Raw genomic sequence first — 17,417 nt, forward strand, 5'->3', positions numbered from 1 at the left:
GATGACGACACGCCGCATCTGCCTTCAACTCCTCTCCGCTGCTGGCCTTGCCTCGACAGCGTCACTGGCAAGGGCAGATGCGGCGGACACCTCCGCCCCCCTGACCTTCGTCGATGCCGAAGGTGTGTGGCGCTGGCAGAAGGACAAGTCTGAGGTGGCGCTTTATGGCGTCAACTACAGCCTGCCTTCCGCCTCGGCCTACCGTGCCGCGAAACGTGTCGGCAGCGACTTTAAGGCCTGCATCCGTCGCGATCTGAATCACCTCAAGCGCATGGGGCAGGATGCCATTCGCCTCTGCTTCTGGGGGGATTGGGAAAACTCGACGCCGAAGGGCGAGTTGATCGTCAATGAACATCTCGAACTTCTCGACTATCTGGTCGCGGAAGCCAAAAAACGCGGTTTCTATATGCTCCTTTCGCCGATCGTCACCTATGACGCCTGGTGGCCAGACGCTCTGGGCGAGAAGAAAGGGGGCTTTTCCAACGCTTTTAAAAAGGAAGATTTGGGACAGGCGCGTCAGCCGATTCAAGCGCAGGTGACCTATCTCAACGCCTTCCTGAAGCGCACCAACCCGCTGACGGGCAACACCTACGGCACGGAACCCGAGATCGTCGCCGTCGAGCCGATCAACGAGCCGTGGCACCATCCCGACAAGCCGGATATCACCAAGCTTTACCTGAACATCATGGCCAGGGCCGTGCGCTCCGGAGGGTTCAAAGGACCGATCTTCTGGAACGTAACCCAGGATATGGCGATGGCGCCCTTTATCCGCGACGAGCCGCTTTTGGCCGGTGCGACCTTTGCCTGGTACCCGGAAGGTCTGCAGGAGCGGCGTCCGGTATTCGGCAATCACCTGCTTGTCGTCGATGATTACCCGCAAATGCGAAAGCCGGAGTTCAAAACGAAGGTCAAAATGGTCTACGAATTTGATTCGACCATGACGGCGGCCTCTTATGTTTTCCCGGCGATGGCGCGATCTTTCCGTCAAGGCGGCGCGCAATGGGCGACGCAGTTCCAGTATGATGCCATCGACATCGCCGCAAACAATGCGGAGATGAACGACCACTATCTTAATTTGGTCTACACCGCGCCGAAGGCCATCGGCGCGCTCATTGCCGCCACGGCCTTCAAGCGCCTGCCTCACGGCGGTAATGTCATCGCCTACCCAGCGACGAAATCATTTGCGGGGGTGGAGCTCTATCCCGAGGATGATCTGGCACTGCTTCGCGATGAAACCCGCTTCTATCATACCAATTCGACCAAAGTGGCGCCGATCTCGCTTGATACCCTCGCGCATGTGGCGGGCCTTGGCTCCTCGATGGTCGTCACCTACGAGGGACTTGGCGCATACTTCCTCGACAAGACATCCCCCGGTCTATGGCGCCTTGAGGTCTATCCTGACGTGGTTCCGGGCGCCAATCCCTATCCGATCGAGATAGACAAGCGTGACGTTGCCGTTGTCTTCGCGGGCGCGCGGCAGATGACGGTGAAACTGCCGGATCTGGGCGAAACGTTTGAGGCCGTAGCAGTTGACGGAAAGATATCGAAGGCTGTTGCGGGACAGATGCGTGTCGAACCGGGCGTATATTACCTCCGTCGCACAGCCTCAATATCGATTCCTGACCGTTCGACTGAGGAACCCTATTACTGCCCGCCCGCAGGTGCGCCCAAAGCACTCTGCCGTATCGATGTGCCACGGCTGATCGAGGCAGGCCAAACCGTCAGGCTGGCGGTTCTTTATACCGGCAGCGCGCCACTGAAGATGACGGTGGGAAGCTCGGAACTACCTGTCAGGGCAACCGGACGCGTGTTCCACTACGAGGTCATCCTCCCCGCAGAGACGGTCATTGAAGGCAGCGCTATCGTGTCGGCAGCGGCGGGTGACGCAATTCTGGCCAAGGCCACCGTATCCGTCACTCGCAAAGGTGCGCCGATTCCGTTGATCGATCCTGCGCGGGACGAGGGCTCACTGCTCGTGCCCTACCGGAACTGGACAGCGCATCCCGGCGTCAAGGTCGTGTCCGAACAGGGGGCCAGCGTCATCCAACTCGATGGCAAAGGGCTTCCTGCGGCCTGGGAATATGTGGGTCAGTTTACATTCGACGAAACACTGGCCGATCTCCCCGTCAATCTGCAGGATCGCAAGGCCGTGACGATCAAACTGGCCAAACCCGTGGCAAAGGCTGGAAGATTCAACGTCGCCCTTATCGAATTCGACGGTCATGGCTTTACAGCCACGGTTCGAGCCGAGCCGGGACAAACGAGCCTGACGATTCCTCTCTCAGACTTCAAGCCCGGAGACGTTCAGGTCGTACCGAAGGAGTTTCCGAAATACATCCAGCCCTGGAATCGGTCGACGCCGGCTAACGCGGCCATGAAGCTTTCTCGTATCAATGCGGTGCAGCTCAGGTTGGGGTCAGCCTTCACCCAGCCGGGGGATGCGGTGGAACTGCAGGTCGCAATTTCTGGCATTGAACTGGTATAAAATAGGGCCACCGCATTTCAGGCGGTGGCCCTAATTCTTTCGCGATGGCAATCGAGATGTCGCAATGGTTGTGTTATATTAATCTTCCATAACGGGGAGGGGAGATTATGGCCAACGTTTTTGCGGGACTCGGCGAAAAGGGTCGAAAGCTTTATCTCTACGAAGCCGACCGGGAAACGGAGTTCCGGCAGGTCTTGTGGGGAGACTGGCTCTCCGTCGACGGGGAGGAGCCAGACGGCTGGCTGCGGATCATCTGGTCTCCGAAGATCAACCCGAAAACCGTCTATATCCGCAAATCTGACACGCAGGAGACTCGCCCGCTGGAGATCGTTTTTCTCGATGTGGGGCAGGGCGACGGCGCGGTGCTGATCACCCCGGAAACAGGCGCAGATGAGGGTGTGATCGTAGTCGATGCTGGCAAGGGCGACAATATGGAGCGGTTTCTCAACGGCCGTTTCAAGGCCTACCGAGGATTCGATTTCGACTCAGCGGTCATTACGCACTCCGACAACGACCACTATCTGGGCTTTGGGGCTATATTCGCCAATCCAAAGATTGGCTTCAAGTCGATCTGGCAGAACGGACTTGTGGAACGTCCCATCAGTGGCAAGTGGCCGAAGCTCGGGCCATCCTTACCTGACCCCGTAAGCAAGATCACATACTTTACGGAGCTGGGAGAGACCTACGCGGATGTGAAGTCGATACTGCCCAATCCCGCAGCGAATGCAAAGTTCTCCTATCCGAAGGTACTTCAGGGCGCGATAGATAATCCAAAGGTCGGGCAGATCGCCATGCTCTCGAGCGAGCATGGTCAGATCGAGGACGGTCGGAGCTACATACCAGGCTATGCGCCATCAACGGGCCGAGGCTACACGATCGAGGTCCTGGGGCCCGTGGTCGAACGGGATGGTGCCGGAAAGGCGAGATTGCGAAAGATAGGGGATTTCGGCGAGACCAAGAATGGCCATTCGATTTTGCTGCGCCTGAGCTTCGGTCGTTTCAGTGTGTTCTTCGGCGGCGACCTGAATGAGCCTGCAGAGCGCAATCTGTTGATGCGCTATGCTGGACTGGACACTTACCCGAGAGTTGGAAGCCCAGAGTATCGGATGATGGTGGGAAAGGTGGCGGAGCGCTTCAGATCAGAAGTCATGAAGGTTTGCCACCACGGATCGGAGAAGGTCACGGACGCCTTTCTGGAGGCCGTCAATCCTGCCTGCTTCATAATATCGTCCGGCGATGAGGAGGGCCACGTCCATCCACGGCCCGATTTGCTCGGCCGTCTGGGGCGTGCGGGCCGCGGCGCGTCGCCGGTCTTGTTGTCGACTGAGCTCCAAAGATCGACGCGCGAAAAAGCAGACAAAGCACTCATCGACGACATCGCAAAAGCGACCGAAAAGCTTGCCAAGGCTCCGACCACGGCCGCGTTGGACGCTATCAAGGCTGATTTGCGAAAGCTCGCCAAAACCAATGTGGAAGTCTACGGCGCCATCTATCTAAAAACGGACGGCAAGCGCCTGATCACCGCCTTCAAAATCGAAGCCGCGAGCGATACAGACAAATGGTTCTATTATGAGTACGTGATGACCGCGACGGGCGAACTCGTGCTGATCGACTAGGCTGAGCGTGGTTGACGCGAACGAATAGCTGTTGCCCGCACCTTCTTTGCTACCTCCGCTCGGCCCAAGCCAGGATCTTTCTTTCGCCGTCTTCGATAAACTCTGGGATTGTCTTCCCTGTGCGCTGGCGACGCCATGTCTCTTCATTCGCTTTACCGGTGTACGTGTTGAGCATACCGGCGATTTGTTCGGCGGCCTTTGCGGGCCACCAATTGGCAAGAGATTCCGCCAGCGAGGGCTGATGTTCATCCGCCTCAAATGGGAGCAACAGAAGCGGAGCTATGGTCGTCAGTGTCTTATCTGCAGACACGAACAGATATCTGGTTCCCGTTTCTTCTCCCTCTGGGACCCGCTTGACGAAGTCGCTAAGGTGCGTCACGTCCCAAGCCGCATTTTGGATACCTTGGATCGCAGAGCCCCGGGCGGGCGATCGCAGCTGCTTAAGCACTCTCTTGCGTTGCGAGGACGGGGAGAAATAGAAAGCGGACAAGATTGCGGCGGGACCAGCGACCATAAAGTCTCGATACATCCAGTCGATCAGCGCTACGAATTTATCGAGCGGGCTGAGTTCGGAGAGTTCTAATTCTGCGATCTTCAGGATGGCGACGTAGTTCTTCTGCCAGCGCTTGAGCGGGAAGGCCAGATCGAGATTACCGATGTCATCCGGGTAGGCGTTGGACAGCTGGGTGCGCCGTCCCATCGCTATATCCACCCATTCGTGCGCAAACTCGCCCCTGTCCGCCGCTCGAAACCATGACAGTTCTTCGTTAGCGATCGCATTGCCCTGAACGTGTCCGAGTTCATGAAAAGCGATGGAAGGTTCGATGTCGAAGCCCATCGCTTGCGCGTAGGCCATCATATCTACGGCGGTCCGGGTTGGCGTATCGATTGGCTCGGTCAGCCCCGCCTTCGCAATCCGAGCCATCCGTGAGGCGATGTTGCGGTCAGGCAGGACCATGAACTGGAGCCCGTCTATACCTGACTGGTATTTGACTGATGCGAAGTCTAGCGGACCGTAGTCTGAGGGAACAAAACCAGGCACAACGAACCCCGACGACTGAAGGCGTTCGGCAAGACCGTTCACGTCGTCGAGGGGGAAGTCTTCCGGAACTTGCACGGCGAATTCGAACATAGTCCGAATATGCCCGATTCTACAGATCGAATAAACGTTGGGTTGCGTCTTTGGCCGCGTTTCTAAAGCTTTGCAAGCCTTCCACCGTCGACCGTGATTTCCGAACCGGTCAGGAACTTCGCCTCGTCGCTCAGGGCAAACGCCACGGCGGCGGCGATGTCCTCAGGTTGACCGATATCGAGCGGGTCGAGCACTTCAAGCCCGGATTTGATATTGGGGCTCTCGCGCAGCATGGGTGTATCGACAGCACCCGGAAGAACCGAATTCGCGCGGATGTTCTTGGCCCGGCCCTCAATCGACGCCGTACGGGCGAGTGAAGTCAGCGCCGCCTTGGCGGCCGCATACGGGCCGACCAGAGGTGAGGTCTGATGCGCATGAATACTGGAGACGTAGACGAGGCTGCCACCTTTCGCCATGTGATTAAAGGCATGACGAGTGAAGAACGCCGCCGCGAAGAAATTGATCTTCATGATACGCGCCCAATCATCCCCGGTCAGATCGCCAAGTGACTGGTAGATCATCGTGCCAGCGACGTTGACGAAGCCATCCACATAGCCAAATCGATCAATTGCCGCCTGATAGGTGGCGCCGGCCTCAGTCTCGTCCGCGACATCATGGGGGCGTAGGAGGACCTTATCGGGATTGGCCACGCGTCCTTGTGTTTCCTCAAGCGCCGTGACATCGCGTCCGATGAGGACGACGTTCGCGCCTTCGGCTGACAAACGGATCGCCGTTGCCTGTCCGATGCCGCTGCCGGCACCGGTGATTATCACCGTCTTGTTTTCGAATCTCATCTTACCACTCACGAATAAAGCCATCCTGGCCGCGCCAGACCGGGTTGCGCCACGGTGGGCAGTCGCGGCTCATCTGACGCACCTTGTCTTCGTCAACCTCGACGCCAAGGCCAGGGCCGAAGAAGGCTTCGACCATGCCGTCCTTAACGTCGTAGATCGCCGGGTTGAGCATGTAGGACAGGAGGTCGTGGCCGCCGGTATTGTAGTGGATACCCAGCGACATCTCCTGAATGACGAAGTTGGGCGTCGAGAGCGCCACCTGCATACAGGCTGCCAGGGCGATAGGCCCGAGCGGGCAGTGCGGCGCAATGGCAACGTCATAGGCTTCGGCCATCGCCGCCATACGTCTAACTTCAGAAATACCGCCGGCATGACTTAGGTCAGGCTGGAGAATGTCGATCGAGGCGGCGGCGAGGAAGGGCTTTATGTCCCAGCGGCTGTAAAGTCGCTCACCGAGCGCAATGGGGATGGTTGTAAGCTGGCTTAACTGAGCGATCGCTTCAGGATGTTCACTCAGCAGCGGCTCTTCGATGAAGAGCGGGCGTAACGGTTCCAAAACCTTAGCAAGTTGCTTGGCCATGGGCTTGTGGACGCGGCCATGGAAATCAAGGCCGGCATCCATACCTTCACCTTTGACGGCTTCCAAACGCTTCACGGTCGCATCCAGCGACTTGGGCGAGTCCAGCCAGCCCATTTCCTCGGTGCCGTTCATCTTCAGGCAGGTGAAACCTTGGGCTTTGCGCACGCGCGCGGCCTCAACCACGTCGGACGGGCGGTCGCCTCCGATCCAGGCATAGACGGGAATGCGATCGCGCACACGGCCACCCAGTAATTGATGTACGGGCACGCCGAGCGCCTTGCCCTTCAAATCCCAGAGCGCCTGATCGAGGCCTGAGAGCGCGGACATGAGAACCGGCCCCCCTCGATAAAAGCCCAGACGATACGCCGTCTGCCACACGTCTTCGATGCGTTCCGGATCAGTACCGATAAAACGGTCACGCAGCGATGCAAACGCGCCCTGCACCGCCTCAGTGTGCCCTTCGAGCGAAGCTTCGCCCCAACCGACCGATCCGTTCTCGGTCTCCACCCGAACGAAGAGCCAGCGCGGCGGCACGGGAAAGACCTCTATCGACTTGATCGAGGCATTGAGCGAGGTCGCCTGAACCGGCGACGCAGAGATGTTGTCAAGCATGGGAAAGCCCTTACGGGAAGGGGTCTTTGACGCGTGCGTTTTCGACCCTATTTGTTATAGGGGAACGATAGTTGCGCAACCGTTTGGCGTCAAGCGTCTTGTATTATAAATATTATTTTTCAGCGAACTTTGCGTCGTCGCCCATGAGTACGAACACACCGTCGATCAGGTCAAACATTGCCTTGCGCGCAGCTTCCGGGTCACCGGACAAAATCGCTTTGGCGACCTTATCGTGGTCCTTGGCACTGGCCTTGTGCACGCCCTTCAGCTTGTTGGTTCGCTGAATGCTGACGTGAAGCGCGGTCGAAATCATTTCGCGCAGTTGGCGGTAGAAGCGGTTTCCGCTGGCGTTTAGAACCGCCACATGGAAAGCGATGTCAGCCGTAAGCGAGTCATCATCGCCGTTCTCAGCCGCGTACATCCGCTCGATAGCCCGCGTAATATTGCGGCGATCTTCAGCGGTGGCGTGAATGGCCGCAAGGGCGGCGGCACCCGGTTCCACGTCAAGTCTGATCTGAGTGAACTCGACCAGCAACTTCATCGAAAATTTGCGCTCGAGCAGCCAACGCAAAACGTCCGGATCGAGCAGGTTCCAATCGTCTTCGGCAGCAATGCGAATACCCTGGCGGGGTCGGGTGGAGATCAGCCCCTTGGCCACCAGCATTTTCACCGCTTCGCGAACGACCGTCCGGGCAGCGCCATAGTGTTCGCAAAGCAAGCTCTCGCTCGGAAAGGCACTCTCGCTGAATCGACCCGTGACGATACCTGCGCCCAAATCCTGAACGATTGACTGCGTGACGCTGGTGCTGACGACTGGGGAGCGCATGAAATTCCGAGGTAAAACGGCTAATCCGCATAGGGATATTACAATACCCCAATTTACTCAAATGATTGTTATTGCGCGAGAGTTTTTACTTTTGGAGCTGTCCTGTGTTGGTCAATATTTGGTTCCACTCGAAACCAAAAGCGTTTGGTCTTCACGCCTCAGACTTTGGAGCTCACCTTCAGAGAATGCCATCCCTCGACAAAACTACGCGCCTTGGCGAAGACGATGTCAGGGGTGTCACCCGGCCTGTAAACGCTTGAACCTATTCCGAAACCTGCGGCGCCGGCATCCAGATAAATGCCCATATTGCCGGGTTCGACGCCCCCGACCGGAAAGACGGGCACCGTGCGTGGCAGAACAGCTTTTACGGCCTTCAAGCCGCTTGGCCCCGCCAGTTCCGCCGGAAAGAGCTTCAGGGCGTCGGCCCCCGCGTCAATGGCCGTGAACGCCTCTGTCGGGGTGAAGAAGGCTGGAAACGAAATCAAACCGTCCGATTTGGCCTGGCGAATCACTTCGGGGTTGGCGTTCGGCGAGATACATATCTGACCACCTACGTCTTTGAGGCGTCTTACGTCCTCAACCCGCAGGACCGTTCCAGCACCGACTATGGCTCTCGAACCAAGGTGGCTAACAAGCGCTTTGATGGAATCGAAAGGTTGCGGCGAGTTGAGCGGGACCTCAACGACCTGAAAGCCGGCCTCGATCAAAGCGTCACCCGTTGCGATCGCGTCAGCGGGGGTAAGACCTCGTAGGATTGCGACTAAGGGCAGGGTGTCGAGAATGCTTTTCCACTGATCGAGGGCGTTCATGCGCAGCTCCTTTGCTGATGTAGGGCCCACAAACCGGCTTCGGCAGCCGCGGAGCCGTCGATCCGGGTCACGTCCTTGAAGCCGGCATAGCTGAGGGCCTTTTCGTAAAGATTGACGAGCGCACCATCGCCGACGAGACGGACAGGGCAGTGCCCGTGGCGCTCCAGTTCGGCGATCACCTCCGCGCCGATGAGGAGGCCTGAAAGATAAGCCGACAGTTGCTGGGGTGGGATATTGTTGAAGAGTGCTTCCGTTCGCACGGAAAAGATTACCGAGAGAAAGGCCCGATTGTACATGCCGCGTTCTACCCCCTTCAGAAAGGCCGTTTCATCCGCCGCGTCATGCGCCATCAGGAGGCCCAGAATTGAGTGCGCCCTCAGGACCTGAAACATCTCCCCGGTCATATGCGTCGAGAAGGATTGGATGCGTCCGTCCCGGATAAGCGCCCATTTCGAATGTGTGCCCGGCAAGACCATAAAGCCGTCCGCGGAATCCGACTGCATTATGCCGAGGATCTGCGTTTCCTCGCCCCGCATCACGTTCAAGAGCCCCGTCCCCGGGGTCTCGGCGAAGAGACCGGGGACGATCGATACGTTCAGACGCTCTGAAGGCGCCGAGACGATGCCATCGGCAATCGTGTCGAGGCCTGCGGGGCAGGCGACATACGGCGCTTCGATCCAGCCTTGGCGCGAGCCTACCATCCCCGCCAATAGGAAAGGCAGTTGCTCCAGCCCAGAGAAGTCGTCCTTCAGAACGCTATGCAGCGCCTGCTCGAACGTCAACACGCCGAGATTTTTCAAGCCTATATTGGCGGTCTGGCGTGCGATTACCTGACCGGAATCATCGAAAAGGAACAGGCGGAAGTTCGTGGTGCCCCAGTCGGCGGCAACGAGTGAACGAGGCACGGCTTATCCTTTGAAATTTTGAGTGGGCAGACCGGTATGGCCGCGAAGGGCATCACCGGTGACTTCGAAGAGGGTTCCCGCGAGCCGGTCCGATGGTTGATCAAGCGCTGCCGTGGTGACAAAAAGGCGATCAAGATCGTTTCCGGCAAAGCAAAGGCTTGTCACCTGACGAGCGGGAATGGGGATGTCGAAATCTAATTCGCCCGATTCCGTGAAGCGGCTGATCCGGCCGCCGCCCCAATGCGCGATCCAGATCCCACCCTGTGCGTCCGTCGTCATGCCGTCAGGTGCACCCCAGTCCCACTGGAAGTGGACAAACCGCCTCTTATTGGCAAGCTCCCCATCGATCAGATCGAAGACAAAGACATCACTTTCGGCGGAATCTGTATGATAGACCTTCCTGTGGTCGGCAGAGAAGGTCGGTCCGTTCGCAATTTGGTACGGCCCGTCGACCTCTACCGTCGTAAGGTCGGTGTTGAGGCGGTAGAAAGCACCGCTTTTTTCAGTTTGCGGCATATGCGTCGACCCGGCCCAGATGCGACCCAAATTATCGGCCTTCGCGTCATTCAGGCGGTTTTGGCTTTCCGCGGGAAACAGCGTTGCCAGATGCGTCATGGCAAAAGGTTCAAGCCTTAGCGTGTAGATGCCGTCGGCAAGGCCCAAAATAAACCCACCCTTCTCCCGCTCGATAATCCAGCAAACGTGCTGGCGAAACGACCACGTACGTGTTGAACCGGACTGAAGATAATAGGCATGCAGCGCATTACCCAGAATATCGACCCAATAGAGGCAGCCATCGCGTGCCGACCAGATTGGTCCTTCGCCCACCTTCGCGCCGGGCGCAGTGCGGCCAATTATCGTTTCCATGAAGCTGCCTCCTTGTCCTGACGCTTCTCGCCAATAAACAAGGCGTTGTAAATATATTATTTATAATATTACGAATCCCGATCTAGCCTGTGGGGTGGCAGATGTTGTCGGATACCCGCTACACGCTGAGAGTTACCTTTTTAAACTCGACCATAGCTGTGGCATCCCCGCCCGACATGAACCGCGTGCCAATCGAGACCTGAACGCCAATCAGGTTATCGACGGCGACGCGCGTCCGGCTCGATGCGTTCTCCGGTGGCCGCAGAAAGGCCGGGGCGATCGCGTTGGGATAGGCCCGAGGAAGCATCGCGGCCTGAGCTTGTACGAGATCATTCAACGCGATCGTGTAGGTTTTGATGGTCGTGTCGAGGACGAGCGTTTTGCCCCACGCCAGGCCGTCTCGCTCAAGCAGGATGACAGTGGCCTTCCCGGGTGAGCCGCTCGCGGAGCGCGCGTCGATATTGAGCTTGGTGAACGCACCAGCGGCCATTTCTTTCAGGTCCACCGGACCCTGCCAGCTGAACTGACAGGTAGCGTCTTGTCCCGTTTCGTAGAGCACGTTGGTGCCATCGATAAAAATGCTGGACGCCGTACTGCCGCTCCAGATGACGCTGACCTTGCCCCAATCGGCCCAATTGCCGGTCGGCGTCAGTATCTTCTCCCAATCTCGACTCGATTCAAAAAGGGTAATGGCATCGGCCTTATCCACGGCCGTGTAGTAGCTCGACGGAGCGGCGGGATACGCGGTTGTAACGCCTCCCACGCGGACATTGACGCGGTAGTAGACGGTGCCATTGGGCAGGGCAGACGTGTTGAAGCTACCAGACCAGGTGAAGCCCTTGCCCTTGGTCAGTTCGATCTGACCGGTTCCGCCCCAGACGATGTCGATCCATACGCGCTCGGGATCGGTGGCCCCGACAACGGCAACCTCAGGCGTCCAGATTTCACCAGGGCGTATAGGCCGCGGGGCCCTGTGCACGACGGAGACAGCGCCATTTTCTGAGGGCGGTGCGAAGTAAGAGGCATTTGCCGCGGGTTTGGCAATCGACCCGTCTCGCCGGAGCAGATAAACGCCGGGTGTGACGGTAAACGCGCCGCCAGAGGCTGTACCCGGTGTTCCGACGCTGTCGATCTTCTCGAATGCGAAATTTGGGCCGAGGTTGGGCACACTCAAGCGGAGATTCCGTTGACGCCAGACTACTCGAGAAACCGGGCGTTTGCTCATGCTCTCGTCGAACGGATTGTCGATCATGAGGGCGTCCGGATAGACCTCAAGGCGCCAGGCCCCGTCAGTCAGCTTCTCAAGGAAATAAGCACCAAGGCCATCGTAATCGGCGTAGGCGGACGACCCGCAACCGATGACTTTTGTCAGGTTGGCGGGTGAAGACACGGTCGTAACCGTGTCGCTCGTGTAGATGAGAGTGTCGTCGGTACGCCATTCGGCCAGGTTCAAGCGATCATCGACACGGGTGTTCCCAAACGACATGCTGGCCGGATACTGGCCGTAAGACTGTCCCCTCGGCAGGGTTCTGAAGGCCTGTGCCGCGATCATCAGGCTGATGGCCTTTTGCGGCGTGTAGGCCAGATTCAGGAAGTGGTCAGTATATTCCAGGTTGCCGGCCGCGATTGGCCAGGCGTCATAGGTAAACATGGTCGCCCATTGCGCGCCGCCTTCACGAAAGGTGCGCGCCATGGCCGGGAACATATAATTCACCGAGCTCATGGCGGCGTCGAACTCATAAACCAGCTTCGCCTTGGTGCTGACGCGCGGATCTTTGAATTGAGGATAGGTGTCGACAAGTAGCAGGCCGTTGGTTTCCACTTCGGTCCCAAGGGCGAGGCGGGTGGGATACCAGGCATAGGTCGCACCTTCGGCCGTCGATTCCCGAATGGGGTTCGCCATCCCCATATCCTGCGTCAGATTATGGAAAACCGGCCGATCCGAACCGGCCTTACGCACGGCGTCGGCGAGGGCATTGATGTATTTGATCGAGCCGGCAACATCGTTTGAATGGTGCCAAGGTTCGTTGACCGGCTCGATGGCAATGATGTTGGGCTCGGCCGCATAGGTCTTGCCGGTGATGCTGTTGATACGCTTAAGCAGCTGATCGAGATAGGTCGTCGTTGCCTTCAGGGCGTTCGGATCGGTGCCCATGACAGACCGGTCAAAGGCGCTCTGAAAGCCAGCCTTCGGCGCCGACATATTGTCAGGCCAGTTGGCGTCGTAGGTCGCGATGGGCGAGAGTAACATATAGATGCCCGCCGATGTCGCCTCGGCGACAAGGAAGTCCAGCAGGGTCAGATGCTCGTTGACAATCAGCTCGCCAGTCAGTGTCGAATTTTCCCAGTCCCCCCAAAAACACAGACGTATGGCGTCGAGCCCGAGACGCTTGAAATGCGCGACGTCCTGCTTGATGGTTTGGGTCAATGAGGCGCCGGAGGCCTTCATAGCGCGGTAGGCGGCCGCACTCGGAAGGCAATAATTCACGCCGAAAAGTGCGACCTCGGCTGAAGAGGCTCGCCACTTCCAGATGCCGGACGAGTCGACAAAACTTAGGGACGTGCCGGTGCTCGGGTTAGCTGGAGTTGGTGTCGTTCCCCCTGATCCGCCCCCACCGCCTCCGCACCCCGATAGAGCAAATACCGAGCCCCCAAGCATCAGCTGGAGCAGCCGCTTGCGCGTGATCATAGCGATGTCCCTGTTATTTTCGCCCGGGATACCGGTTAAGTGCGGTTTTTCGGGTCACTGGCCTGAAAAGAGACCATGACCCGTTTCCGGGTCATGGTTGCAGTTACGCAAGGCTGGAATGCCATGTACCAAAAGGCCTTGCGGGAGGCGGATTAGAATTTAAGCGTGAAATCCAGCAGGAAGTGGCGCCCATAGACGTCGTTTCGGGCGATCTGGCTGGGGTTGTTGTTGTCGTAAAGGCGAAGCGGCGTATCAAGCAGATTGGCTGCCTGGAAGCGCACGCTGACCTGTTCCGTCAGGCGGTAGCTGGCGCTGAAGTCGACAGAGGTCTCCTCCTTGATGCCCTGAAGACCCGCCGAATTCCAGGTGAACAGCACCGTATAGGGCGAGTGGTACTTGACACCCAGACGCGCCTCCAGCTTGTCGTCGGCGTACCAGAGATCGAGGATGGCCGTCCGCTTCGCGACCCCATTCATGGGGAACGGATTGCCGGCCGGGCTGTTTTCCTTGATGTCGGACGTCGTGAAGGCGGCGTTCGAATAGACGCCGAACTTCTCCAGACCCGGGATGAAATAGAACGGCGTCTGATAGGTGATTTCCAGGCCGCTCAATGTCCCCTTGTCCTCGGCGTTGAACGGCGAGGTGAAGGCCACCGGCTGAGGCACGCCGGCGATGGTCATAGGACGAGTATCGTACCCGACATAGTTCTGGATTCTCTTTGTATAGGCGGCAATCGCAAACAGCCCGTCTGAACGGAAGTAGTTCTCATAGGCAATGTCGAGCTGGTCGGCGATGTAGGGCTTCAGGTAAGGGTTGCCGCCCCCGCCGGTGTAGGGCGGGATCGTCGAGAAGCTGCGATCGACCCGAAGGTCGTTCAGAGGCGGACGCGAAAGCGCGCGGCCGAGGCCAACTTTGACATACTGGCCGTCACCGAGGTCGAAGCGTGCGCTGGCGCTCGGAAGCACCTTCGTATAGCTGTTGTCGATGGTGATGTTGACGCCGTTGCTCGGACCGAAGCTCGACTGATCGACATCGACAAGACGCACGCCCACATTGCCGTTGACCGGCAGACCAGCGAATGCCGTGTCGTAGTTCGCTTCCGCATACGCCTCGATCACGGTTTCCGAGACCTTCGAGACGAATGGCGTATTCTTGTAATCGGGCGACAGCGTAGAAAGGCCAGTCGGGCCGTAAAGTGCTGCGACGACCTGTTCGAAGTCACCGTGCAAGAGCGTCGGCACCTTGAAGTTCTTGTAATTGAACGGCGTGAAGAGGTTCGGGCTTACAGCGGTCGTAGTGCTGAGCGCCGTCGCCCTGGCGACCGTCGCCGCCGGACCGTCCTCCTTCGCACGATCGGCTACCCGCAGACCGAATTTGAGGTTGGTCCACATGCTGTTCGACAGGTATCGGGTCGCGTCGAGGCTCCCTGTCCACATCGTGTCGCGCAGCCGGCTCGTGTCGGCCTGACCATTTTGAGCGAACAGCGTGCCGTTGCGCGCCGCTTCCCAGGGGCTCGTTTCCACGAAGACTTCAGGCAGCTCCTTCGTATAGTCGTAAGACGCCCGACCGGTATTGTTGACCAGCAGTGCCGCTTGCCAGAGGCCGTAGCGTTCGGCTTGTGAATAGGAGAGGTCACCGACATAGGTCCACTGTTCGTTCGTCCACTTGCCGTTAACGCCCGTGGCAAACAGCTTCATGTCCTGTTTGTAGCGGGAGATGTAGGAGTTGAAGTTTGAGTTGAACGTCATATCGGTTTTGACGAGCGAGCCGTCGCGAACGACATTGTTTGTATAGCCGGGGGCGGCCGTGGTCCCGGTATTGTAGCCGTCCCAGTTACCCCAGTCGGTGAACCAACCGCCATCATCGGCTTCGTCGAGCTTTACGAGGCTGTAGAGAACGTCGAATCGACCTTCAAAGTTAGACGAGGGGCGCCATTGCAGCGATGACGAGATGCTGGCGCGTTCCGTTTGGAGTGCTTTTCCATCGAGGCTCGCGCCCCAAGGCGTCTGGACGATCGGTCCCCCTGGCGTCACCGCACCGGAGTTTGTCGTATTCCAGCCTCCGCCGCCGACACTTTCATAGCCGTTCTGTTGCTTCTGGTAAGAGGCGGCAACGACGAAGCCCAGCGTGGGGGCGAGGTTCGTGACATAGGCCCCCGAGAAGCGGTAGCCCATTTCGTCGTAATCCGGATAGCTCGTGCCACCATCGTAGTAGACCGGGCCGCCCCGCAAAGTCACTTTTGGTCCGCGGTAATCAAGCGGACGGATGGTCTGGATGTCGACAGTACCCGATATGCCGCCGGAAACCAGGCTGGCCTGGGTCGACTTATAGACAGACACGCCTGAGACGACTTCGGATGGAAAGATCTCCCAACGGACATTGCGGTCGGGTTCGGAGGAAGCCATTTCCCGGCCATTGATAAGACCGAGAACCATCCGTGGTCCTAGGCCTCGAATGGCCGCCTGCGAATCGTTTCCACGATCGCGTACTGTGTTCAGACCCGGCAGCCGCGCCAGGGTTTCGGCAATTGTCACATCGGGCAGGACGCCGATGTCTTTGGCGGAGATGACTTCAACGACGCCTGTCTGCGCCTTCTTGGTGGCCAGAGCGTCGCGCATGCTCTTACGCATCCCGACAACCGTCACTTCCTGGGTTTCGTCTGCGGTGGGCGTGGGCTCTTGAGCGAAGGCAGGCGTGCTCATCAGGACGACCGCAGTTGCGGTCGTCGCCAGGAGAATTCTCTTCATAGGCTGTTCCTCTTTACCTTGGGTGCCGTGTCTGTTCTGAACTGCACGGTTGCGCTTATTTATAATATCAGTAACATTAAACACAACAGGGATTTTTCGAATGATGAGAATTGTGGCGCGCGCGTCACAGGCGGCATCGGATGAAAGGGAGCAAGGGATCTAGCTACGCGCTGGTGAACTTGCGCCAAACAAATCCCGAGAATGATAAAAATACAGGGCGCTATGAAACACCACATTCAGACCTTGGACGGTCTGCGCGGCATTGCTGCGCTCTGCGTCTTCCTGTTCCATGTCGTCGAACTGATTGTACCGGGTCCGGCACAAAATGCGTTCCGACATGCCTATCTGGCGGTCGACTTCTTCTTTTGCCTGTCGGGATTCATCATCGGTCACGCCTATGACGAAGGTTTGGCTGGCGGCGTCTGCACGGCGCCCACCCTGACTTTCAGGGCCTTCATTGTGCGCCGCCTGGTCCGTCTGCACCCTCTGGTCGTTGTTGGCGCAATTCTGGGGCTCTGCGCCTATCTATTCGATCCGTTCATGACCGCCGATCAAAAGGAAGCAATCTCGGATTTGCCGTGGCTGGTCGCGCTTAATTTCGGGCTGATAGTTTGCATCCTGCCATCGCCAGCGTTGCCGGCCAGCTGGAACATGACCCACTCATTGAATGGGCCGGCCTGGTCTTTGTTTCAGGAGTACCTCGTCAATTTTGCCTACGGCCTCTTCGGCTACAGGTTTTCAAAGCAGGTGCTCGTCTTCATCGCAGGGACCGGTGTTTCGGGCTTGCTTCTCGCGGCGATGATTAGCGGCAGTCTGACCGGTGGATGGGCGTGGGACAACGCGTGGGTGGGCTTCGTTCGGGTTACGGCATCCTTCACCATTGGCCTGCTAATCTATCGTCTGAACTGGGGCTTTCGGCTACCTTTTGCCTTTCCCGTACTCGGTCTGGGGCTCGCCTTCATATTCGCGGCGCCTGAGTTCAAGCCGTACGGGGGCGTGTTCGACTGGCTCATGGTGGTTTTCGCGTTCCCAGCGATCATCATGCTGGCGAACCGACCTGAAGCCCGTTCACGCCCCAGGCTCGATGCAATTGCCCGGATCAGCGGACGTCTGTCGTATCCGCTCTACATCCTTCACTACCCCTTTCTGTATGTGTTCGCACATTGGATTTGGCAGGCAAAGCCAAATCCAACCCTTCTATGGACGGTTGCGGTAGCAATCATGGTCGCGGTCCCGGTTATCGCGTGGCTCCTCTTAATTCTGATCGACGAGCCCCTGCGCGGCTGGCTTCGAAAGATTTCGACGCGGCCATCAGGCGGAGCCCCGCGCCCAATTGGCTAGTTCTGCTGCGACGT

12 protein-coding genes are annotated in these 17,417 nt (G+C 58.1%); 3 read left to right on the forward strand and 9 right to left on the reverse strand.

Annotation, left to right across the window (positions count from 1 at the left end; all coding sequences use genetic code 11):
* The first annotated feature begins 1 nt into the window (after nucleotide 1).
* Nucleotides 2-2,485: a hypothetical protein gene (locus tag ACK8OE_RS19235; protein WP_410273941.1), complete on the forward strand. Its 2,484-nt coding sequence runs from the start codon at nucleotides 2-4 to the stop codon at nucleotides 2,483-2,485.
* Between the two features lie 107 nt (nucleotides 2,486-2,592).
* On the forward strand, nucleotides 2,593-4,101 hold the full coding sequence (locus ACK8OE_RS19240) for a ComEC/Rec2 family competence protein (RefSeq protein WP_410273942.1): 1,509 nt from the start codon (nucleotides 2,593-2,595) through the stop codon (nucleotides 4,099-4,101).
* Between the two features lie 49 nt (nucleotides 4,102-4,150).
* Here ACK8OE_RS19240 and ACK8OE_RS19245 read toward each other — a convergent pair whose 3' ends face one another.
* The 9 genes from ACK8OE_RS19245 to ACK8OE_RS19285 form a co-directional block, all read right to left on the reverse strand.
* Nucleotides 4,151-5,233, reverse strand: coding sequence for a hypothetical protein (locus ACK8OE_RS19245; protein WP_410273943.1), 1,083 nt, complete (start codon nucleotides 5,231-5,233; stop codon nucleotides 4,151-4,153).
* 62 nt (nucleotides 5,234-5,295) lie between these two features.
* Nucleotides 5,296-6,027, reverse strand: a complete 732-nt coding sequence (locus ACK8OE_RS19250; RefSeq protein WP_410273944.1) for an SDR family NAD(P)-dependent oxidoreductase — start codon at nucleotides 6,025-6,027, stop codon at nucleotides 5,296-5,298.
* A 1-nt stretch (nucleotide 6,028) separates the two neighbouring features.
* Nucleotides 6,029-7,219, reverse strand: coding sequence for a galactonate dehydratase (dgoD, locus tag ACK8OE_RS19255; RefSeq protein ID WP_410273945.1), 1,191 nt, complete (start codon nucleotides 7,217-7,219; stop codon nucleotides 6,029-6,031).
* Nucleotides 7,220-7,331: 112 nt separating this feature from the next.
* Complete coding sequence (locus ACK8OE_RS19260; RefSeq protein ID WP_410273946.1) at nucleotides 7,332-8,045, reverse strand: FadR/GntR family transcriptional regulator; 714 nt, start codon at nucleotides 8,043-8,045, stop codon at nucleotides 7,332-7,334.
* 158 nt (nucleotides 8,046-8,203) lie between these two features.
* A complete protein-coding gene (locus ACK8OE_RS19265) occupies nucleotides 8,204-8,854 on the reverse strand; it encodes a 2-dehydro-3-deoxy-6-phosphogalactonate aldolase (protein ID WP_410273947.1) in 651 nt (216 codons plus the stop codon).
* Nucleotides 8,851-9,759: a 2-dehydro-3-deoxygalactonokinase gene (locus ACK8OE_RS19270; protein ID WP_410273948.1), complete on the reverse strand. Its 909-nt coding sequence runs from the start codon at nucleotides 9,757-9,759 to the stop codon at nucleotides 8,851-8,853. Before ACK8OE_RS19270 ends, ACK8OE_RS19265 begins: the two co-directional genes overlap by 4 nt.
* A gap of 3 nt (nucleotides 9,760-9,762) precedes the next feature.
* Complete coding sequence (locus ACK8OE_RS19275; protein WP_410273949.1) at nucleotides 9,763-10,626, reverse strand: SMP-30/gluconolactonase/LRE family protein; 864 nt, start codon at nucleotides 10,624-10,626, stop codon at nucleotides 9,763-9,765.
* A gap of 118 nt (nucleotides 10,627-10,744) precedes the next feature.
* Complete coding sequence (locus ACK8OE_RS19280) at nucleotides 10,745-13,315, reverse strand: hypothetical protein (RefSeq protein ID WP_410273950.1); 2,571 nt, start codon at nucleotides 13,313-13,315, stop codon at nucleotides 10,745-10,747.
* Nucleotides 13,316-13,467: 152 nt separating this feature from the next.
* Nucleotides 13,468-16,062, reverse strand: coding sequence for a TonB-dependent receptor (locus ACK8OE_RS19285; protein ID WP_410273951.1), 2,595 nt, complete (start codon nucleotides 16,060-16,062; stop codon nucleotides 13,468-13,470).
* 222 nt (nucleotides 16,063-16,284) lie between these two features.
* Between ACK8OE_RS19285 and ACK8OE_RS19290 the strand changes: the two genes are divergently transcribed.
* On the forward strand, nucleotides 16,285-17,403 hold the full coding sequence (locus ACK8OE_RS19290) for an acyltransferase family protein (protein WP_410273952.1): 1,119 nt from the start codon (nucleotides 16,285-16,287) through the stop codon (nucleotides 17,401-17,403).
* Nucleotides 17,404-17,417 lie beyond the last annotated feature (14 nt).

This window comes from Asticcacaulis sp. W401b (assembly GCF_046503825.1).
In the GTDB taxonomy this organism is placed as follows: Bacteria; Pseudomonadota; Alphaproteobacteria; order Caulobacterales; family Caulobacteraceae; genus Asticcacaulis.

Coding starts and splice junctions, on each gene's coding strand:
- ACK8OE_RS19235 (WP_410273941.1), top strand. CDS start 2: ATGACGACACGCCGCATCTGCCTTCAACTCCTCTCCGCTGCTGGCCTT.
- ACK8OE_RS19240 (WP_410273942.1), top strand. CDS start 2,593: ATGGCCAACGTTTTTGCGGGACTCGGCGAAAAGGGTCGAAAGCTTTAT.
- ACK8OE_RS19245 (WP_410273943.1), bottom strand. CDS start 5,233: ATGTTCGAATTCGCCGTGCAAGTTCCGGAAGACTTCCCCCTCGACGAC.
- ACK8OE_RS19250 (WP_410273944.1), bottom strand. CDS start 6,027: ATGAGATTCGAAAACAAGACGGTGATAATCACCGGTGCCGGCAGCGGC.
- dgoD (WP_410273945.1), bottom strand. CDS start 7,219: ATGCTTGACAACATCTCTGCGTCGCCGGTTCAGGCGACCTCGCTCAAT.
- ACK8OE_RS19260 (WP_410273946.1), bottom strand. CDS start 8,045: ATGCGCTCCCCAGTCGTCAGCACCAGCGTCACGCAGTCAATCGTTCAG.
- ACK8OE_RS19265 (WP_410273947.1), bottom strand. CDS start 8,854: ATGAACGCCCTCGATCAGTGGAAAAGCATTCTCGACACCCTGCCCTTA.
- ACK8OE_RS19275 (WP_410273949.1), bottom strand. CDS start 10,626: ATGGAAACGATAATTGGCCGCACTGCGCCCGGCGCGAAGGTGGGCGAA.
- ACK8OE_RS19280 (WP_410273950.1), bottom strand. CDS start 13,315: ATGATCACGCGCAAGCGGCTGCTCCAGCTGATGCTTGGGGGCTCGGTA.
- ACK8OE_RS19285 (WP_410273951.1), bottom strand. CDS start 16,062: ATGAAGAGAATTCTCCTGGCGACGACCGCAACTGCGGTCGTCCTGATG.
- ACK8OE_RS19290 (WP_410273952.1), top strand. CDS start 16,285: ATGAAACACCACATTCAGACCTTGGACGGTCTGCGCGGCATTGCTGCG.